Source organism: Photobacterium atrarenae, assembly GCF_024380015.1.
Classification (GTDB): Bacteria; Pseudomonadota; Gammaproteobacteria; order Enterobacterales; family Vibrionaceae; genus Photobacterium; species Photobacterium atrarenae.
The window spans coordinates 631,466-652,175 of record NZ_CP101509.1; the positions used below are offsets into that span (position 1 = coordinate 631,466).

General features: G+C 51.0%; 19 protein-coding genes and 1 pseudogene. 7 read left to right on the forward strand and 13 right to left on the reverse strand.

Features of this window, described 5'->3' with window-relative positions:
* Nucleotides 1-55: 55 nt before the first annotated feature.
* From NNL38_RS19000 to NNL38_RS19030, 8 genes and pseudogenes are all read right to left on the reverse strand, one after another.
* Nucleotides 56-703: a CatB-related O-acetyltransferase gene (locus tag NNL38_RS19000; protein WP_255392009.1), complete on the reverse strand. Its 648-nt coding sequence runs from the start codon at nt 701-703 to the stop codon at nt 56-58.
* Between the two features lie 328 nt (nt 704-1,031).
* The gene (locus NNL38_RS19005; RefSeq protein ID WP_255392010.1) at nt 1,032-1,808 is read right to left on the reverse strand and encodes a TerC family protein; all 777 of its coding nucleotides are present in this window, start codon (nt 1,806-1,808) and stop codon (nt 1,032-1,034) included.
* Between the two features lie 464 nt (nt 1,809-2,272).
* Complete coding sequence (gene ampC, locus NNL38_RS19010) at nt 2,273-3,436, reverse strand: class C beta-lactamase (RefSeq protein WP_255392011.1); 1,164 nt, start codon at nt 3,434-3,436, stop codon at nt 2,273-2,275.
* A gap of 225 nt (nt 3,437-3,661) precedes the next feature.
* Nucleotides 3,662-3,835: pseudogene (locus NNL38_RS24800) on the reverse strand (MFS transporter); the annotation flags it as partial.
* A gap of 405 nt (nt 3,836-4,240) precedes the next feature.
* Entirely contained in the window at nt 4,241-5,002 is a 762-nt protein-coding gene (locus tag NNL38_RS19015; protein WP_255392012.1) for a helix-turn-helix domain-containing protein, read from the reverse strand.
* A gap of 1 nt (nt 5,003) precedes the next feature.
* A complete protein-coding gene (locus NNL38_RS19020) occupies nt 5,004-5,465 on the reverse strand; it encodes a carboxymuconolactone decarboxylase family protein (protein ID WP_255392014.1) in 462 nt (153 codons plus the stop codon).
* A gap of 227 nt (nt 5,466-5,692) precedes the next feature.
* Nucleotides 5,693-7,639: an alkaline phosphatase D family protein gene (locus tag NNL38_RS19025; protein WP_255392015.1), complete on the reverse strand. Its 1,947-nt coding sequence runs from the start codon at nt 7,637-7,639 to the stop codon at nt 5,693-5,695.
* Between the two features lie 73 nt (nt 7,640-7,712).
* Nucleotides 7,713-8,606: a LysR family transcriptional regulator gene (locus NNL38_RS19030; RefSeq protein ID WP_255392016.1), complete on the reverse strand. Its 894-nt coding sequence runs from the start codon at nt 8,604-8,606 to the stop codon at nt 7,713-7,715.
* Between the two features lie 180 nt (nt 8,607-8,786).
* On the opposite strand from NNL38_RS19030, the gene NNL38_RS19035 reads away from it, so the two are divergent.
* Entirely contained in the window at nt 8,787-10,142 is a 1,356-nt protein-coding gene (locus tag NNL38_RS19035; RefSeq protein WP_439651415.1) for an MATE family efflux transporter, read from the forward strand.
* Nucleotides 10,143-10,339: 197 nt separating this feature from the next.
* The gene (locus NNL38_RS19040; RefSeq protein WP_255392018.1) at nt 10,340-10,699 is read left to right on the forward strand and encodes a VOC family protein; all 360 of its coding nucleotides are present in this window, start codon (nt 10,340-10,342) and stop codon (nt 10,697-10,699) included.
* Between the two features lie 9 nt (nt 10,700-10,708).
* Here NNL38_RS19040 and NNL38_RS19045 read toward each other — a convergent pair whose 3' ends face one another.
* Together NNL38_RS19045 and NNL38_RS19050 are read right to left on the reverse strand one after the other, a co-directional pair.
* On the reverse strand, nt 10,709-11,800 hold the full coding sequence (locus tag NNL38_RS19045; RefSeq protein WP_255392019.1) for an FHA domain-containing protein: 1,092 nt from the start codon (nt 11,798-11,800) through the stop codon (nt 10,709-10,711).
* A gap of 236 nt (nt 11,801-12,036) precedes the next feature.
* Nucleotides 12,037-12,537, reverse strand: a complete 501-nt coding sequence (locus NNL38_RS19050) for a DUF2938 domain-containing protein (RefSeq protein ID WP_255392020.1) — start codon at nt 12,535-12,537, stop codon at nt 12,037-12,039.
* A gap of 144 nt (nt 12,538-12,681) precedes the next feature.
* Here NNL38_RS19050 and NNL38_RS19055 point away from each other — a divergent pair, with 144 nt between their 5' ends.
* Complete coding sequence (locus NNL38_RS19055) at nt 12,682-13,404, forward strand: ArsR/SmtB family transcription factor (protein WP_255392021.1); 723 nt, start codon at nt 12,682-12,684, stop codon at nt 13,402-13,404.
* Between the two features lie 118 nt (nt 13,405-13,522).
* Here NNL38_RS19055 and NNL38_RS19060 read toward each other — a convergent pair whose 3' ends face one another.
* The 3 genes from NNL38_RS19060 to NNL38_RS19070 all read right to left on the reverse strand — a co-directional run bounded on the left by NNL38_RS19060 (nt 13,523) and on the right by NNL38_RS19070 (nt 16,659).
* Nucleotides 13,523-15,070: a tripartite tricarboxylate transporter permease gene (locus tag NNL38_RS19060; protein WP_255392022.1), complete on the reverse strand. Its 1,548-nt coding sequence runs from the start codon at nt 15,068-15,070 to the stop codon at nt 13,523-13,525.
* A 3-nt stretch (nt 15,071-15,073) separates the two neighbouring features.
* On the reverse strand, nt 15,074-15,547 hold the full coding sequence (locus tag NNL38_RS19065) for a tripartite tricarboxylate transporter TctB family protein (RefSeq protein WP_255392023.1): 474 nt from the start codon (nt 15,545-15,547) through the stop codon (nt 15,074-15,076).
* Nucleotides 15,548-15,678: 131 nt separating this feature from the next.
* Complete coding sequence (locus NNL38_RS19070) at nt 15,679-16,659, reverse strand: tripartite tricarboxylate transporter substrate binding protein (RefSeq protein WP_255392024.1); 981 nt, start codon at nt 16,657-16,659, stop codon at nt 15,679-15,681.
* Nucleotides 16,660-16,857: 198 nt separating this feature from the next.
* Between NNL38_RS19070 and NNL38_RS19075 the strand changes: the two genes are divergently transcribed.
* The 4 genes from NNL38_RS19075 to NNL38_RS19090 are packed head-to-tail and all read left to right on the forward strand — an operon-like array spanning nt 16,858 to nt 20,627.
* Nucleotides 16,858-18,540 (forward strand): ATP-binding protein, encoded by a 1,683-nt coding sequence (locus tag NNL38_RS19075; RefSeq protein WP_255392025.1) that lies wholly within the window; start codon nt 16,858-16,860, stop codon nt 18,538-18,540.
* Nucleotides 18,537-19,229: a response regulator gene (locus tag NNL38_RS19080; RefSeq protein ID WP_255392026.1), complete on the forward strand. Its 693-nt coding sequence runs from the start codon at nt 18,537-18,539 to the stop codon at nt 19,227-19,229. The genes NNL38_RS19075 and NNL38_RS19080 overlap by 4 nt, the downstream gene beginning before the upstream one ends.
* 42 nt (nt 19,230-19,271) lie before the next feature.
* Nucleotides 19,272-20,027, forward strand: coding sequence for a sulfite exporter TauE/SafE family protein (locus NNL38_RS19085; RefSeq protein WP_255392027.1), 756 nt, complete (start codon nt 19,272-19,274; stop codon nt 20,025-20,027).
* A 9-nt stretch (nt 20,028-20,036) separates the two neighbouring features.
* Nucleotides 20,037-20,627: an O-methyltransferase gene (locus NNL38_RS19090; RefSeq protein ID WP_255392028.1), complete on the forward strand. Its 591-nt coding sequence runs from the start codon at nt 20,037-20,039 to the stop codon at nt 20,625-20,627.
* The last annotated feature ends 83 nt before the right edge of the window (nt 20,628-20,710 follow it).

Genomic DNA, 20,710 nt, shown 5'->3' on the forward strand with positions numbered 1-20,710 from the left:
TATTATGCTGTACTCAATAACCCGTATTGATTCATAATTTATCTGTCATTTCGAATTATTCTCTGCTTATTACCTTAGTATCGTAAGCTTCAGCTGCCAGTTTTAGTTTTAAGATATCAGATGAACATAAATGCCTCTTCAGTGCTTCAAACTTTTCTGAAGGCCAATTATATATATTCATAGATACTAGCTCATCAATAACTGATGGTTCAAAGCGATACTTAACAAACTTCGCTGGAGTACCGGCAACAATGCTGTATGGCTCAACATCTTTGGTGACAACACTATTAGCGGCAATAACTGCTCCTTCACCAATGGTAACACCAGGCATAATCATTGATCTCATCCCAAGCCAGGCACCGTCGTGAATACAAGTATCACCTTTCCCCACATAGGCCTCTTCAATAAAGTCCATAAATGGGTATAAGCAAAACCAGTCGGATCGGTGAGTATGATTTCCACCCATCAGAATTATCACTTCAGCCGCAATGCAAACATAGTCACCAATATAGAGTTTATCTATCGGCCATTTCGGATCCCACTGGCGACTAATTTCATCACCATGCAGGTAACGAACAACAGACGCTTCAAATCCATCCCCCCAACAGTCGCTATAATAGCTGTGGGTTCCTTTTACCGTGATATTCGGGTTTGTAACGACTTCGTGAAGTAATTGTGTTCTTGACCAATGTTTTTCTTTCATGAACAACCTCATGTTATTGAATTTAATAATGATACTAACAGGAAAACAATTATGTTCATATGTTTATATCTGATTTAATTCGTCAATAAGTGCAAAGTTGATTTAGTCCAGATGTCAGATTGTTAGCATTCATATATTAATAGTGGATTAATCTTTATTTATAGAATGTTCAACAAAACACTTTACCATTGAAGGTACGGCAGCAACTCATGAATCCGCTCGAAAAAAATAAAACCGGAACATATAATTATTTAGTTCCGGTTTATACTCAATATATCTATCGATTCAGGTGTTTGATATGTCATACTGAACCGGATATTAATAGTGGTTATTCGATTTTTAAAATGCCCTTAGATTTAAATCGAAGGTTGCTAACCCTTTGAATCGTAAAAGTTCGCTTATCTTTTTTCTTAACTTGGATATGACATAGCTCTAGTATGAAAACAAATGCCATCGCAAAGTACACATAGCCTTTATTGACATGAATGGCCAAACCTTCAGCCATTAACAGTCCACCAAGAAGCACTAAGAATAATAGTGCCAAGGTTTTAAACCCTGGATAACGCGTTACCAAGTTGCTAATTTTCTCTGCTGTCATAACCATAATGATTGCAGACGTCAAAATCGCAGCTACCATTACTGGAACTTCTGACGTTAAACCGACCGCTGTAATAACAGAATCCATAGAAAATACTGCATCAACTGCGACGATTTGTAGTAGCACTACAGCTAATCCTGTACGAGCACAAGTCGAATGTGCTGATTCTGTACTCCATAACCACGACCAGAGTTCCTTTGCACTTTTCGCTAAGAGGAATGCGCCACCAAGAACCATAATGGTATCTCGCCCTGTAAATGTAAAACCAGATATACTTAGTAGTGGTTGTGTTAAAGACATCACCCAAGATATAGAGAAAACTAGAGCAATGCGTGTCACTACGGCTAAACCAATACCTAGATTTCGAGCGGTTTTCCGCTGATGAAGTGGTAAGCGCTCACAAAGTACGGAGATGAACACGACATTATCTACGCCGAGGACAATTTCAAGTACAAGTAAAGTTGCAAAGATTGCTAATATTTCGGCTTGTAAGAAAATCTCTAGCATAAGATTGTCCTCTTGTTGTAAGAAGACCAAAGATTGTCAGGTCGCCTAAAGGGTTCATCCATAAATGAAAATAACCTCTTTTTGTTGAAAGGATACTTAGTTAAGCACTTTTATAACATAAAAAAATTGTAAATAGTGCAATGAAATGTGTAAATCATGGTTGTCACTTGAAATATTCATTTACTGTGTAAGTGACGACTATATGTGATCATTAACTGATAATTTTCGGCAGCATGAAAATAAATCACCTTCTATCTAACAGATATTAGATAACAGAGCCACAATCAAGCATCAAACAAACCAACATGAAGACTACCTCTATTAAGGCATTACTATACTTCGCCATGTTGTATCATTTTTCCTGGAAACTCTCAAATAGCCATTGAATAGAAGATGATAGTTAACTCAAACATGATAAATGACAAGTCTGTTCAATTTAATTCTGAACAATACTTAGCTATAAATCACAAAATTGATTCTAAAATATCAAATGCAGCGGTTACTCTTTCTGAGTTAGGATAGTTTTTATTCGCTAGGATAACGATTCCTGCTTTTTCTTCTGGAATATAAGCAACATAGGCTCCAAATCCTCCGGTTGACCCCGTTTTATTAACCCACACGCTCTTCGGTAGAGATTCAGCGTAATTCTGAGATTCAACTGGCTTTGGGTTTAAGATGGTATCTGTAGAGTTTCCTTCCAGAAGGGTATCTAAAGTTACAGGATATGCATAAGCTTCCCAACCCAAGGCTTGCGTAAAAGTACTGGTTTTGTAGTATCCTATATGTGTACTGTTTAAAGCATTTGCGATGTCTTTGTCGAGTGATACCACCCCAAGATTAGATTCAACATAGTTAATCATGTCAGAACTGGTGGATTTCACCCCATAAGCTTCCGCATCTAAAATACCAGGGTTGACTCTCACGGCATCACCATTTGAGTTATAACCAAAGGCATAATCTTCCAACTTATCATCTGGAACATTGATGAAGGTACTTGCCATGTTTAACTTAGGTAAAATCGTATTTTCCATCAGCTCTGAATAGTCTGAGTTCATACTCAGTGCAGCAATGTGACCATAAAATCCGATACTCGGGTTTGAATATTGCCTGTACTTTCCTGGAGAAAATTTAGGTGTCCATGCGTTATAATATTGTAACATTTCGACCTGATTCGTGACCTCATCCGGGAATTGAAGAGGCAATCCCCCTGCTGTATAGGTTGCTAAATGAATAAGCTTCATCTCACCAACACGACTGTCTTGCAAGGCAGGAATATGCTTCTCTACTTTATCATCCAGACTTAAATTCCCCTGACCTTGAGCATAACCTGCCAAAGTTGCAGTAAAAGTTTTACTAATTGATCCTAATTCAAAAATCGTATTTTCTGATACAGGCTGATTGCGTTCTTTATCCGCCATACCATAATTATAAAAGTACTGTTTACCATCTACAGTAATCGCTACCGACATACCTGGTATATCATATTTATCCATCAGATACTTGGTTTTCTCGTCAACGACACTTTGCACGAATTCTGTGTTTGTTTCCGCAAACACAGGAGCCATAGCACTACCCAATATACTTGTAGCAACTAATACAACGAGCTTATTGGTTCTAATTTTAATCATACCTTTCACCTAACATTACAGAGTACTAATGGGCACCAAAAAACATAATCATACGAATCCTATTTTTAAAAATCTATTCGCGTGACTATAGACTGTCGATATGTCTATCTAATTTAATGTACTATTTGGACAGATATACAACCATATTTAACAAATAAACAATGTCAGCGTTGTGTTAAAGTTGTAGCAACACCGAAAACCACAACGACTATTCCCAGATCTGCCTATAGCAACTAAACCTAGGCCACTTCCGTTCGGTAAATCGTACATCAAACCGAATCGAGAACCTGCGCTACCTACTTCTTGCTTGTAATTACTCAGTGCCATACTGAGTATATTAAAAATCGTGAAACCAAAGGGCATTACAACCAACAACATTGGTACCAAAAACCAAATTGAATGCATTCAGAAACAAACACAAACGGCGCCCAATGTCAGTCAGCTGTTCTCATTTTTTATGGTATGGCATGTAGTATACAGAGCAAAAAACCGTAATCGTTAACGATTTTAGGAACTGAAACATCAACATTCGGACTTAAACTGCTCTATTGTTCAGATGAGGCCAGGGACGAATGTTTCAGCCATGGCCGAAGGTGATTGCGTCGTACAATGTTTGTAGGCAGTTTGGTGCTTGCGTCGCAATGCCGCGCTCATTCTTTAACGTTCCGAACGTGGCGTTGGTGTGATAGTCGCCATTGCCCAGCCCTCAGCATAGCTAATTGTCGTTGATCACTGCAGTCGCTGGAAGAGTCCAACCGTAAAGCCGCTCACTGATGGCGCCACAGGGTAAAAGCCAATGAATCTTCATATTTTCCCAGGGGTAATGCATGCAATTACGCGGAACTCCCTTGTCATATGCGCCTGATCACTAAACCCAAACTGCTGAGCAACATCGGCCAAATTTGCGTTTTTGTGCCGCCGTAAAAAGTTGATTGCTTTTTTAACCCTTAAAATACGCTGATAATGTTTTGGCGTCATTCCCAGCCAGAATTGAAACAGACGCTCGATCTGCCGTTGGCTGAGTTGAATATTCTCATTCAGTTGCCCTGGCGTGTCGCCTATTTCAATGCCTTTCAGCGCTCGCTCCAGAGAGACCGGAATCATGTTGGTAAAACTCAGGTGATTGTCTGCCCACTGGTATAAAGCTTCAATCTGACCATTGCTTTCTTTTTGCATCCGGAGTTCAGCGTAGATTTGATAGAAATGATATTGTCCATCTTTTGCCGGAGATAAACGTGTTGGTTTGTCGAAATGTTGCCCTAATACGCCATAACCAATGGCCGGATGAAAGCGAATACCGGCGATTTTAGCCCCAGGAGACAGAACAATGTTTTCTGACACCTTCTTGACCGGAAGCATGATGACACCTTCAGGCAGAGTTTCATGGCCAATTTTTACACCGCCGGCAAGGTTAAACAAAATACCGCTCCCCGCATCAGAATATAAGGGCTTCACGACCGGATCGGATTGAAGACCGGAGACAGATGCTGACCAGATCCCTTGCACAAACGCAGACAGCTGTCCCGATGGTTGAGACAGCTGAAAGTTAAATGCTTGATTAGACAATTTACTGTGGCTTATAGCTGCCTACCTCAGGCTTAAATGTTTTGGCGATTCGGTTCCAGCTGTTGATGGCATTAATCGCAATGGTCAAATCGACAATAGCCTGTTCACCAAGTCGCTGGACGACTTTCTCATATCGATCATCTTCTACGGGCTTACCTGAAGTCAAGTGTTCCGCCCAATCCAGTGCTGCAGCCTCTACCTCTGAATAAAAAGGCATATCACGCCATGCACTTAAGCCAATCAGACGTTCCTGGGACTCCCCTTGTTCAAGCGCATCTCTGCTATGCATATCGATACAAAAGGCACACTGATTAATTTGCGACACTCTCAGTTTCACTAATTCCCAGACACGGATAGTGACAATTTCCGATTCGCTAAATTGCTCTCGCAAGTACCCTTCCTGACTCATCAGAATCTGCATGGCTTTGGAGGCCAGACCGAAGTAGTTTGCACGTAAAGTCATCTCTTATCTCCTCATTGAATGTGGAATAACAAGATAACTTCCCGTTCAAAACAAAGATTGAATATTTCCGACACGCCATCACTCAAATGAATGACAGATAACGGCTAAAGCGAGGGGCACTCACCATGAGACTTTTCGGTTTTGAAGAAAGCGAAGCATCATTTCGCCTAAAAACGTTGCAAACACCCCGGTCGTTCAGCCGTTTGAGTGAAGAGCTGTGAAGGGGATCAACTCTCTGCGATAGGTGGAAAGCGTACCCGCTTGCCACTCGACTGTAGTATCGCTATCTCACATGGTTTGCCTTCTTCATCCAGCCTGAGCTCTCCGATTGCGCTGTGGTTGACGAGCCGACGCTTCCCCGGCGTATCCGGATCCCGTTTCTTGATTTTCATCCGCTTACGCTTGGTCAGCCAGTTCAGCGGTGAGTGCGGGCTGTACAGCGCCCGGTCCATCAGATCGCAAAAACGCAGCAGCGCGCGGGGAAACTCATTTTTCAGGCCACTGGACGTGATCTGGAAAATATTCGGACTGCAGCGTCGAAAGCGAAGTTTGATGTCATAGGCAAAAGAGTAATGCACATCGCCGGACAAGATCACAAAATTAGTCGGCGTCTGTGTATGGGTAAAAATACTCAGCAGCGTATTGGCCGAGCCGGGATGGGCCATCCAGTTTTCCGCATCAACCATCAACGGCTGTCCAAGCCAGCTCACCACCCGCTGCAGGGTTTCAATAAACTTGACTCCGAAAATCGGAGCTGCCGAAACGATAATGACCGCCGGCTCGCGCAACAGGGATTGCTGCAATTCGGTCAGCGCTTCCCAGTCCATCAATCCCGACGGTTTGTTCATTTTGGATTCCGAGCGCCAGCGCCGGGTTCGGGTATCCAGCACCAGCACTTTCGGCGTGGTTTCGATAGTGTAATGCCATTGCTCAAACCGGTATAGCGCATCAATGAAGCGCTCCTGGTGCGCCGCGGTTGGCTCGGCAAAAAAGGTCGTCGCCAACGCCATGAAATCATCATCAAACGAAGCCGGATCGTTGCCCCAGCCCTGACAAAGCCAGTAGCTGAGCAGACCATTACCGATGATCCGCCGCGCCAGCGGATGGCCGTAGGCGGCTTTTTCCCAGCCGACCGTCAGGTTCCAGTCATCCGTCACATCATGATCATCGAAAATCATATAAGTCGGTATATGCGCCATCAGGCGCCGGACCTGGGGTAAACCGGCAACAAAGCCGTCAATATGCGTTTTCTCTTCCTGCCAGTGTTGCTGCCATTTGTCGGCCAGCACCTCGCCGCCCCAACGAAAGCCACATTGCTGCAATCGCTCCCGGTTGGTCAGTTGCCACAGGGTCGGCGACCAGACCAGCAAGTACATCGCAAAAAATTCGCTCAGTCCCATCAGGTGGTTTTCATTTTCCCGCGCACTGAACACCGGCCGACTTCGGTGCGGCAGCCATTTCATCAACGGGTGATCATCCGACAACCCGTAACCGCTGTCGACATACTGCGGCAAAAGCTTATCGCGACCGTAAAAGTTATATGGATGCGCATACAACGCTGCGGTATCGGGCACAGGTCCATCGGGGAAGGTCTCATCCGGTAGTCCCAGCAAGTCAATCACCTGCTGAATCACATCCAGTGTCGGCCCGGCAACGTGATCGGCATAGATCTGATCGCCACTCATCATCAGCAGCGCCGGACGTTCGGCAACCGGCTGAGCCGAGATCTTCTCATCGGCCGCCACCAAACTATCCCGACTCGGGTGATGGGGATTGCGGCAAGAGCCGTGCATGACGTAGTCTGCCCGGCTTTTAATCACCAGGGACAGGCGCTGCTCTGTCGGGTACAAAAGAGAGGGCACCAGCTCGCTCAAGTCACCATCCTGGGTTTGCAGCTGATATTCCAGCGGCGTCTCCAGTGGAAAATCCCCGCTGAAAGTGGCCTGAACGATCCAGGCAGAACGGCCAATCCGGATTTGTGAATCATTGCTGATATCAGCCTCATAGAACGGCTGCTCGTCCCCGGGATGAAACAGCAAGAACCGCCCTTGCAGCGGCGCAGTGGTTGCCAGCCAGACGGTCAGCTCTGAGGCAGTACATTTTCTCAGAATCGGACCGGCTAAAATGAGCGGCAAGGTCTGAGCAGAACTTTCACGGGTTGGCTTGGCTGACACGGGTGACTCCTTTGCGGTTGGTATCTCGTATCATACCGTATCACCTCGCCATTTTTGCAAAGAAAACGTCAAGTTAACGGGCGTTGACTGAATGGCGGAACATCCCTCGCAGTTCCTCGTACATCCAGGCCATGATGGTGCCGTTTCCCTTGTCCCGCCGTTTGACAACCCCCATTTCGACCAGCACCGAGTCGGGAATATGCTCGGTCGACAGCTCGACCAATGCATCAGCGTACCACTCCTCCCGGGCGACATGCTCAGGGATCAGCGCCCAGCCGATCCCACGGATCACCAGGGCGGTAATGTAATAGTAACTGTCGATATGCCAATGGTTGGGCGAAATCGGCCGGGCCGGCGTTTCGCCCATCCGGTCCCGGATCACCAGTTGACGATATGCGTGCAGCTCACTCAATGTCGGCACGGGCTCCGCTGCCAACGGATGATTCGCAGCCACCACCAGCGCCTGGTTAAAGTGGCCTATCGGCATGAACTCCAGGCTTTCCGGCGGCGGCTTTAAGCGAAACAGGATCCCGATATCGGCCCGCTCATCGCTGACCCAGCGGGCAATATCGTCCTGCGAGCCATTGATAATGGTCAGTTTCAACAGCGGGAACTGCTCGGCCACCCGCTGGAAGAAATTCTCAAACGAGGTGATCGGCACTGCCTCATCCATCGCCACCGTCAGTGACATTTCCTCACCGGTTGTGACCGTCATCGCTCGGGACTGCATCCGTTGACGCTGGGCCAGCACTGCCTTTGCTTCAATCAGCATTTCCCGTCCCTGTGGCGTCAACACCGGCAGTCGGGCGCTGCGATCAAACAGCTCAAAACCGAGGTCAATTTCCAGATTGGTGATCGCGGTGCTGATCCGTGACTGGGCTTTCCCCATCTGCCGCGCCGCCGCAGAAAAAGAGCCGCAGTCGGCAGCGCTTACAAAGGCCTCTAGTTGATCAAATGTCCAGTTCATGCTCTCTCCTGCTCAAGACCGGTCCTGAAAATAATTCAGCGGACCATCTCTATATCTCAACATCTCGCTGATTCGACGGAATGGCCCACCCGATCTATCCGATAAGCGGATAGATACTAACTTTGATCAATCTGAATTACGAACATAATACCCCACATTCCTGCTTCACAGTTCAAGATAATGCACGAGATGAACAACAGCTCACAAACAGTCCGCCGGACGTTCTGGCGCTATACGATTCCCTCCGTTGCTGCCATGCTGGTCAATGGCCTGTATCAGGTAGTCGACGGTATTTTTGTCGGCCACTATGTCGGGGCCGACGGTCTGGCGGGGATTAACATGGCCTGGCCGATCATCGGCATCCTGATCGGCCTTGGGTTGTTGGTCGGCCTCGGGGCGGGCAGCCTGATTTCCATTTACCGCGGTGAAGGTAACCCCCAAAAGGCCCGCGATACCCTGTCGACCGGCCTGGGACTGATAGTCCTGCTCGGCGGCTTGATGATGGCACTGATCGCAGCATTCGGCCCGGCAATGATGCTTGCCCAGGGCGCAACCGGCGCCGCCCTGATCCTGGGCACCGACTATATCGACATCTTTGTCTGGGGGGCCGTGTTTACCCTGGCCGGCAGTGCCTTGCCGATGCTGGTGCGCAACGATGACAGCCCGCACCTGTCGACCGGGATCATGTGTCTCGGGGCCGGACTCAATATCCTGCTGGATTACCTGCTGATCGGCGTCATGGACCGGGGGCTGGAAGGTGCGGCGATCGCCACTGTGCTGTCGCAAAGTGTGGTCTGCTTCATTGCGCTGAGCTACTTTTTTTCATCCTGTAGCGGGTTACAGCTGACTTGGCGGCGCCTGATTTTTCGCAGCGCGCTGGCGCTAAAAGCTATTGGTTTAGGTGCCTCTACCTTGTTTATGTACGCCTACTTCAGCTTTGTGGTTGCACTGCATAACCGGCTGTTCATGGAATACGGCACCGCAACCCATGTCGGCGCGTTTGCCATCATCGGGTATCTGATGACGATCTACTATCTGCTGGCGGAAGGCATTGCCGGCGGGATGCAACCGCCAATCAGTTATTACTTCGGGGCGCGTCAGGTGGCACCGCTCAAAGCCACCCTGATGCTGGCGATCAAAGTGACGCTGCTCTCCGGCCTGGGGTTTGTCGCCGCTTTCAACCTGTTTCCGGAAACCCTCCTGGGTTTGTTTATCCAGAACAACCCGGCCCTGATGGCAACCGCAGCCTATGGCATGAAGTTACATCTATTTGCTTTGTATCTTGATGGGTTAATCGCGCTGGCCACAATTTACTTCCTGGCGGTAAACCAAGGCGGCAAAGCATTGGCGATTTCAGTCGGCAACATGCTAATTCAACTGCCTTTCCTTTATCTGCTGCCACAGTGGTATGGGATTGACGGGATCTGGCTCAGCATTCCGCTGTCCAATATCGTTCTGTTTGCCGTCGTAGCACCGTTGGTCTGGCTGGATATCAGACAAAGACAGCAACAACCCCACCCGGCAACGAGCTACTAACCCTCTATTATTATGAGCGACTGATGATGTCGCACAATTTCGTCACTTCCCGGTTGACTTAGCCGGGAAGTGACAGACTTAACAATCTTGAAGCTCTGCCTCACAATATGCACACTGCATCTTATCACGTTCGATATACTCAAACGGTCAATATGAAACTTAACTAAAAAAACCAACGAGAATAAGGAATTCAAACGATGGAAGTGTTCGGACTTCAGCTTAATGTCTCAGATATCGACCTTGCCGCCTCGTTCTACTGTAACAGCTTAGGCTTTGAGGTTGAAAACAAGTCTTTTTTGCCAGAGTTACTGCACATCAGAAAGAATAGTGTGCGAATTATTTTGTACAAAGTCTCAGAGGTTGCACCTCAGCCAGCCAACGATGACCCTCGGTTTGTCCTCAATATGGAGACGGCCAACCTCCAAGAAGAAGTCGAGCGCCTCAAAAAGCTTGACGTACACTTCCTGACCCCGGACGTTCAGCACTGCCCCGCCTCCTCTTACGTGACTGTGCTCGACCCTTTCGACAATGCAATTGATATTGTACAGCTGCGTTAGTTGTTCCGACTAAAGTGCAAGCAACGAGGGGGGTACCATCTGTGGTGAATCAACATCACCTTCAACTTTACCCCCTTTCATCACAATGACATTTTTGGTGTTTAACCGAACCTCGCCATCTTTCAACTGCAAAATCTCACATGCATCAATTCCGCTGAAACTGACGGCATCACGCAAACGCGTCCGAAGTCGATGCAGACGTATTCGGGTATTCTCCGGCTCAATTCCCAACATTTCTGACAACTCATTCAACTCAATCCAGCCACAATGGCAGGCGGCATATCCCTGTACGTTATCAGCAAGTACTTTGCGCGCCAGACAAAGCAACAAATAGAGTTGATTCTGTAAGCGGGCACCTTTCACAACAGAGGACTGTTCACAATCGGTGATCTGAAGCTGAATATCTTCTTCATCATCTGAAACGGTCAGTTGAAATGTTAAATCCTCAACCGAGCTGACCACCGGCCGGTTCTTTTGCGTTTCATACTCGATTCGGTTGGTCTGCAAGTAATATTGCTTGCCGTCTATATCGATATGATCACCATCCTTTAGAGGCTTCTGCCTGTAATGGCCTGTCTCTGAGACCACCAGATGCCACCCGCAGCCTTCGAAAGACAGCACGACCGTCTCAGAAACCACCGTCACCGGCTTTTCCAAATAGATAGGTGACAATTCTGAGTCCACACTGAGCATGACATCACAAGGCTCATGATCACCGATGACCGTAAATGACTCTCCGGCTCTTGAAGAAAAAACTATCGTATCTGACTCGCGAACGGCAATGGGCTGATCTTTGGCAAGTTTCCGTTCATTCACCCAGATACCATTGGTACTTTTGTCCTGGATAAACCACTGCCCGTCTTTCCAGAAAAAAATCGCATGGATACGGGAAATATCACTGCGGGATAAAATGGTATGGCAATCCTGTGAGCGGCCAAAGGTGTGATAATGCCTTAAATGCACCATCTTCCCGGACGATGACTGGAGCGTCCCGCCCTGAATACCGGGCTCAGGAGATTGAACCAGATACATCTTCGACGGCTGATGACGCCTCCCTGATAAAGGCCGGAACAGTGGCGAAGTTTCAAAGTAAATAGACATATCAGCCCCTCAAACACGTCAGCAAAGGAAATCGCTCGAAACCAATGATTAAAATGCGGGTGAACTACTCAAAAACATCACCAATTATACGTTAGCAACATACGAAACCAACTTTAGTGATACTAGCTGCACAAATCAGCTGTAACTGATGTAACTTCTCACCTGTTTCGGATTGAGCATCACACCGTGGAAACGCGGCCACCACTTCATATACCCATACGGCATTTAAGCAAAAGCTAGCCCCACATCCTACTCACCATCACCGCAGCAATATACAGGCCAACCCCGTAAGAGATGTGTGCTACCAGGCTGCGAAAGCGCATCAGGTTCGGGTTGGGCGTTTTCGATGCTGCAATCCCGGCGCCCATCCCGGGCTGAAGAATCAAATACGGTGCCAGCACCGTGATCACCCCGGTCAGCAACGCGGGCAGTAAGGTCGGACTCAGCGCCCATTCCTGTCCGACCACCATCAGCAGACCCGCAGCAAACACCATCCCAATCAGGTAGTGTGCGACCCAGCCAATCACCGTTTCACCGGGAATTGGCGCTGAATTGGCTATCCCCTGATGGACCAGTTGTCCCTTGGGAAGATGACCCAGCCAGCGCCCCACCATCGAATAATTGAGTGACGGGATCTGCCACAGGCGACGCTGCAACCACGCCCAGCCATCCATCACCAGCGTCGCCCCGGCACCAATCAACACCGAACTTCCAACCCATTGCACTAAATCGATCATTGCGATTTCCTCCATCGCTCACTTTACCTTGATGACCAACGTCCGTCTGCACTTCTACAGCCCGGCAACCACTCGACGCTCGTCAGCACACCTGTTAAAATAACATTCAATTGAATTATTGAATGATGATTAAGTGGCTGTTTTATGTCAAGTCTTCCCGACAACCCTCAAGCACAAATCTTCACGGAACTGGCCGAGCTAGCCCGCTGCCTGGGGAATGCGCATCGGCTAACGTTGCTGGAACATATTGCCCAGGGCGAACGCCCGGTCGATCGGCTGGCCATATTGAGTGGTTTATCCGTGGCCAACACTTCACAGCATTTACAACACCTGAAACGGGCCGGATTTGTTACCACCCGACGTGAAGGCAAGCAAGTTTATTACCGCCTGGGCAGCGGACCGATAGAGCCACTGCTGAGCGCGTTGCGCCAGTGCGCCGAGCACAACCGCGCCGAAGTCCAGCGGCTCATCGCCGACAGCTACCAGCACCCGGACACCCTGGAAGCCATTTCCCGCGACGAGCTGCTCAGTCGGATGCACGAAGCCAGTGTCACCCTGCTCGATGTCCGGCCGCAGGAAGAGTTCGCCCTGGGCCATATTCCGGGCGCGGTCAATATTCCCATCGCTCAACTGGCGGCACGCTTTGCAGAGCTGCCATCGGATCAAACCGTGATTGCCTACTGTCGCGGGCCATACTGCCTGTTGTCGGTCGATGCTGTTGAAATCCTGTCCAAGCAGGGCCGCACTGCGCTTCGATTAAAGGAAGGGTATCCGGACTGGAAAGCCGCCGGGCTGGCGGTTGAAACGCTGGACACCGGAGCAACGAATGACAGGGCACAAAACGCAAGCTCAACAGAGGCAAAGTAACCCGGGGAAAGAAGAAAAAACGGGCGAGAAACAAAGGAAAAACAGTCGAAAAAAGCCCCCGGATCCGAGAAATGATGATCCGGGGGCGAACGCAAATCCAAACGGGTGGACTGACCGCCTAATCCTGAGCAGCAGTCTCCGCAGCACGAGGCTGAGCTGACTTTGCCGTTTTGCGCTTCTCCAGCACTGCCGTGAAGATCGGCAACAACAGCGCCAGGACCGCCAGAACCATGATGCTCAGGGTCAGCGGACGTTCCCACAGGAAGGCGTAGCTCCCATCCGACAGCGTCAGGGAGCGGCTTAGGTTTTTCTCCATGATATCGCCGAGAATAAAGCCTAGCAGCATCGGGGCCATCGGGAAGTTCAGCAACTTCAGGAACGTCGCAATCACGGTAATGATCACCATCATCTGAATATCAAAGGCGTTGAAACTGACCAGGTACACCCCGGTGATCGAAAAGAACAGGATCAGCGGGATCAGGATTGGACGCGGGATCACCAACAACCGAGAGATGTACGGGATCAACGGCAGATTGAGGATCAACAACACAATATTGCCGAAGTACATCGAGATGATCACCGACCAGAACACATCCGGGTTATCGACAAACAGCCTCGGACCCGGCTGGATACCATACGCAATCAGCGCCCCCAGCATGATTGCCGTAGTGCCGGAGCCCGGGATCCCCAAGGTCAGCAACGGCACAAACGAACCGGTCGAGGCGGCGTTATTGGCCGACTCCGGTGCCGCCAGGCCTCGCAGCGCACCTTTGCCGAACTTTTCTTTGACCGCCTTCGGCGCCAGATTCCGCTCCATGCCGTAGCTGAGGAACGAAGCAATCGTCGCCCCGGCACCCGGCAGCACCCCCACCAGGAACCCAAAGAACGAGGAGCGGGTCACGGTCGGCGCCACATGCTTCACTTCATCTTTGCTCAGCTTCATGCTGCCCAGCGACGCCATGTCCATTTGCGGCTCTTTTTCCTTATGCTCGCTCCGCAGCACCGTCATCACCACTTCGGTCAGGGCAAAGGTTGCCATCGCCAGCAGCAGGAAACTGATCCCGTCAATCAAATCGACATTGCCGAATGTAAAGCGCGGGCTGCCGGACATCACATCGATCCCGACCGTAGCAATCATCAGGCCGAAGACCGTCATCATCAACGCCTTGAGCACCTGACCTTTGCCGGAAAATGCCGCGACCGCAGTCAGGCCCAGCACCATCAGGGCAAAATAGTCACTCGACTGGAAACTGAGCGAGACTTTCGCCAGCGCCGGAGCCGCAAACAGCAACACAATCGCCCCGATCGTTCCGCCGGTAAATGAAGAGTACGCCGCCAGCGCCAGCGCTTTGCCGGCTTGTTTCTGCTGCGCCAGCGGATAGCCATCAAACGCGGTAACCACGGTACTGGCACAGCCTGGCGCATTGATCAGGATCGACGACGTCGAGCCACCGAAAATCGCGCCGTAGTACACCCCGGCCATCAGGATGATCCCCGATGACGGATCCAGACCGTAAGTGATCGGGATCATCAGGGCAATCGCCGAAATTGGCCCCAACCCGGGCAGCATCCCGATGAAGGTTCCGGCAAAACAGCCGACAATCACCATCAACAAGTTAAAGGGCATCACGGCGGTGCTCAGCCCTGATAAAATTCCATCAAACATCGCTTATCCTCCGATGACAGCCGTCAACATCCGCCCGGGTGCAAGATAAATATCCAGCAACTGAGTCAGTACAAACCAGAACCCGACGGCAAAAGGCACCGATGCCAGCAACAGTATTTTGGGCCGACGCTCGCCGAGCAACCAATAGCCGCCGCACAGAAACAATGCTGTGGAAATCAGAAAGCCGAGCCATTCCAGCGAGAACGCAAACCCCACCATCAGCAGCAACAATTTACCGACCAGGAGAAAATCATAACCACTAAGCGACAGACGGTCTTCACGGGCCTTACTGGCGGTGATCAACTGACAGACCGAGAACAGGATCCCGAGGGCCGCCAGGGCGGCCGGCAAAGTTCTGGCGTGAAACGGTTCGAACTCATCGCCGGGAAACAGCACAATCTGGCTGGTGTAGTAGCCGTAAGCGACGGAAAAACATAAAAATATCAAACCACCGATATGATCTTTGGTAACCGTCATGGGTGATCCCTCATATGACTGATACCAACCTGCATCCGGATCAGGCATTGATGCAGGCTGGTATGATAAGAATTGAAAAAAACGCAGGACGGGCACAGGGTGTCACTGCGCTGTAAAGGGCTTGTAAAGGACTAGTTCAGAAAGCCAAGCTCTTTCATCAGGCCGCCGATCTCTTTTTCCTGTTGCTCGAGGAAGGCTTCAAATTCTGCGCCCGGCTTGTAGATTTCAGTCCAGCCATAGCGATCACGAACGGTAGCCCAGGCATCAGTCTCATACATTTTCTTGAGGACTTCGGCATACTCCGCCGCTTGTTCATCGCTGATTTCCGGAGAGCCGAAGAACCCACGCCAGTTGACGAACGTTGCGTCGTAGCCCAACTCTTGCAGGGTCGGTACATCCGGGGCAGCAGTCGAGCGCTTGTCACCCGTCATTGCCAGGATCCGAACCTCGCCTGCTTCTGCCAGGGTCAGCGCTTCACTCAAACCGGTCGACAGCACCTGAGTCTCACCTGACAGCAGACCCGCCATCGCCTTGCCGCCGGCGTCATAGGCTAAGTATTTCACCCGGCGCGGGTCACCACCGGCGGCTTTGAATGCCAGCGCGGCCACCAGGTGATCCATACTGCCGCGCGCCGAGCCACCCGCTACCGAGACTGAACGCGGATTCTTTTTGTAATCCTCGGCCAGTTGGGTAAAGCTCTGGTATTTCGAATCTTTCGGCACGACAAAAGCGGCATAATCACCAATCGTGGCAGCAATTGGCGTCAAGTCACGGAACGATTGTGGAAAAACTTTGGCAAGAGAGCGGATCACAATCGGGGTTGAGTTGACCATCAGGGTGTCTTGAGACTGTTCGGCCGTTTTGATCAGATAAGCAATGGCTTTACCGCCGCCACCACCGGACATGTTTTCATAAGAGACGTTCTCCACCAGCTCAGATTTGGACAACGCTTCGCCAATCCCACGCGCGGTGCTGTCCCAGCCACCGCCGGCACCACCCGGTACCAGGAAGTGAACAGATTCCACAGTCGCCTGCGCGCCAAAACTGATAGCCGATGCCATCACTGCCGCGAGCACCGAAACACGTTTACTGGACATGAACTGAGTAAGCATAGGGTTTCCTCATGAAATGGTTATGGGTTCCTTCATGAAGAACTGTAATGGGCACCACAAAAGTTTAAAAGATTGTAAAAATAGTGTGAATAAGGTGCATTCTGGCAGTTTTGTTCATATTGTTCACTGCAAGAAAAAAGCAACAAAGGTAAACTGTTGCCATGATAAGACCGAGGGTGAAAGGAGCTCACCAACACGATGCATCCATTTCTGTCATTGCGCCGCTTGCGACTAAAACCCCGTATGATCTTGATCTTAGGGGCCATTGCGATTCTTCAGACCGGTGCGCTCGGCTATTTTGCGATCAATTATCTCGATAAAGTGCTCAATGAGCAGATCGGTCAACAAGCGATGCGGGTTGCGATGGCCATTGCCGCCACGCCGGATGTGATTGACGCCGTCACCGAAAAGAACACAACATTTTTGCAACCCCTGAGCCAAAAACTGGCCCGAGCGGCCGAAGCCCGTTTCGTGGTGTTCGGTGACGCTCAGGGCATTCGCCTCGCCCACCCACTTCCCGCACGTATTGGCCGCCCTATGGCCGATGATGAAGGTGACACCAATGAACCAGCCCTGATACACGGCCGGGCCTATGTCTCAGAAGCCCTCGGCAGCGTCGGCTGGTCAGTGCGCGGCAAAGCCCCCATTTTCAGCCGTGACGGCAGCACCATTGTCGGCATTGTTTCAGTCGGCTATCTGCTCGATGCTGTCGAAGTCATCGTTGGCCATCACACTGGTTCAATGCTCCTGGCGATTGGGGCCGCGTTCCTGTTCAGCGTCGGCACCGCGATTTGGTTTGCCAATCACTTTCGCAAAGCCATTTTTAACTTAGAGCCCGAACAAATTGCCCGAATGTTCCAGGAGCGCAACGCAACTCTGGAAACCGTACGCGAAGGCATTGTCGCCATCAACCAGTCCGGTCACATCACCACCTTTAACCATGCTGCCATCAAAACCCTGGAGCTCCCTGAAGATCGTATCTACATCGGTCGCCATATCACCGAAGTGCTGCCCGACACCGGCATGGAAGAAGTGCTGGCACAGGGCCAGCCACATTTCGACCATGATATCTGGCTCCATGATCACAACCTGATCGTCAACCGGATCCCGCTGCTACAGGACGGTGAAGTCACCGGCGTGGTCTCGAGTTTCCGGTTGAAAGATGAAGTGGATCTGGTCAGCCGCAAGCTGACCCGGATCAGGCAGTATGCCGAAACTCTGCGCAGCCAGGCCCACGAGTACAACAACAAGCTTCACACCATTGCCGGCCTGATCCAGATTGATGCCAAAGCTGAAGCGCTGGCGGTGATCGGCCAGGAAACCATCAGCCACCAGGCGTTTATCCAGCAACTGATGGGCGTGACCTCAGACAGCGTACTGGCCGGCTGCCTGCTGGGCAAATATAACCGGGCCAAAGAACTGGGGCTGGATCTGACGATTGATGAAAACAGCCAGATGTCAGATCTACCTGAGCAATTGCCGCGCGAGCAGCTGGTCAGCATTCTCGGCAACCTGATCGATAATGCTCTGGAAGCAACGCTGAACCATCACGGCCAGGGCGGCACCGTAACGCTGTGCTTCTCGGATTACGGCAAAGAACTGATTTTCGAAGTCAATGATCAGGGCGCCGGACTGACTCCGCAGCAAGCGGACAAAATATTCACCCGCGGCTACACCACCAAAGGCCAGGATGGCCACGGTATCGGCCTGGATCTGGTTCGCAGCCAGGTCACTCACCTGGGCGGACTGATCACCGTCGAACCCGGCGAGCCTGACGAAGCTGGTCGCCTGCAGCATTGCAGCGGTAGCCGGTTTACCGTTTATCTGCCGAAACACGTCTGGCATGCTCAGACCAAGCAAGGAAATGAGGATCCCCAATGACCACACCGATTAGCATCGTGATTGCCGAAGATGATCAGAAAATCGCTGAGATCCAGCGACGCTTCATTGAGAAAATCGATGGCTTTGAGGTGATCGGGATCGCCCATAGCCTGGATGATGCCCGCGATCTGCTGGAAGTCCTTCAGCCGCAGCTGCTACTGCTGGACAACCAGTTCCCGACCGGAACCGGCCTGGAGCTGCTGCGTGAATTGCGGGCTGAGAGTACCCATACCGATGTCATCCTGATCACGGCCGCCAAGGAAGTCGACACGCTGCGCACCGCGATGCATAATGGTATTTTCGACTATATTCTGAAGCCTGTGGTATTTGAGCGGTTGAAATCCTCCCTCGAGCATTATGCGGCACATCTGAGCAAACTGGCAGAGATGGACTCCCTGATCCAGAGCGAAGTGGATGGCCTGCTTCAGCCGGGAACCCATGACGCGAAGCCGATCACTGCGCCGCGGCTGCCTAAGGGGATTGATGCCCTGACCCTGGATAAGATCCGCACCGTTCTGGAGGCCCCCAGTCGGTCGCTCAATGCCGAGCAAGTGGGCCAGGCAATCGGCGCCAGCCGGACCACCGCCAGGCGCTATCTGGAATATATGGTCAGCACGGATGAGTTATGTGCCGAAGTTGCCTACGGCAGCGTCGGCAGGCCGGAGCGCCGCTACCGACGTTCCGGCTAACAGCGTTACATACGGCCACACGGATTAAAGGATAGATTGCCAATGGAATATGATTTCGCCACCGCAGCCCTCATCATGGCTGTTTTTCTGCTGGCCGGCCTGGTGAAAGGGGTGGTCGGCCTCGGCCTGCCGCCTGTCGTACTTGGAGTACTCACCGCCCTGATCGGCATTCATCAGGCCATGGTCCTGGTCGCCCTACCGGCTTTTCTCACCAACATCGTGCAAGCTGTTTCCGGCCGTGAAGGCCGCCAGCTCTGCCGCAATCACTGGCAATTTTTCCTCGCTGCCACCCTGGCCATTGCCGCCGGGCTCACCCTGGCCCTGATGGTTGACCGCCATCTGATGGCTCTGGTGCTGGGCGGATTGCTGACCATCTACGCCCTCACCGGCCTGCTGAAATTTCAGCTCTCGGTGCAACCACAGTGGGAGCCGGGCTACGGCGTTGCCATGGGCACTCTCAACGGTGTCTTCACCGGCCTGACCGGCTCATCAGCGGTGCCTGGTGTGTTTTACCTGCAATCTATCGGCCTGTCTCGCGATCAGCTGATCCAAGCGATGGGCATTCTGTTCACCCTCTCTTCCGTCGGCCTGAGCCTGGGACTGATTTGGCAGGGCCTGCTGACCGTCTCGGCCGGCGGCTTATCGGTGGCGGCACTGGTTCCGGCTTTTGCCGGCATGGCCATCGGCGGCATGATCCGAAAGCGCATCTCCGTGGTCCTGTTTCAGCGGATCTTTTTCTGCGCTTTGTTGCTACTGGGCACCTATATCATCTTCATGAACCTGGGACGTATCCCCTAAGGAGACCTTATGAATCCAGACACGGCACAACTGCTGGATACCCTGCTGGCTTTTGGCCAGGCCAATGATCGTAAAGCCAGCAACAAAAGCGAAAAGATGCTCAACATCACCAAAGACACCGGGGAATTTCTGGCGGCCATGATCCAGGCCACCCGCGCCCGCAACGTGCTGGAGATCGGCACCTCCAACGGCTATTCCACTGTCTGGCTGGCCGATGCCGTGGGCAGCAACGGTCGGATCACCACACTTGATATTACCGCCGAGAAAACCCGCCTGGCGACTGAAAACCTGGCCCAGGCCGGCTATCTGGATCGGGTCAGCTTACTGACTACCCACGCTGAAGATTTTCTGGCCGATCACCACACCCCGCAATTCGACCTGATTTTTCTCGATGCCGATCGCAGTCAGTACACCGACTGGTGGCCGCTACTGAAAAAAGTCCTGGTGCCTTGCGGCACCATCATTGTTGACAACGCCATCTCCCACGCCGAAGAGCTGGCCGCATTCACTGCGCTCATTCAGGCAGAGCCAGCCGTCACCCAGGCGCTAGTACCGGTCGGCAAAGGCGAGCGGATCATTGTGATCAGTGGCGATGCCTGAAGACTTTCGTTACGGGGGTCTCAAAGTCATCACAAAGTCGATACATCATAGGTTACAGACTTATCACTAACTTGGTAAGATGC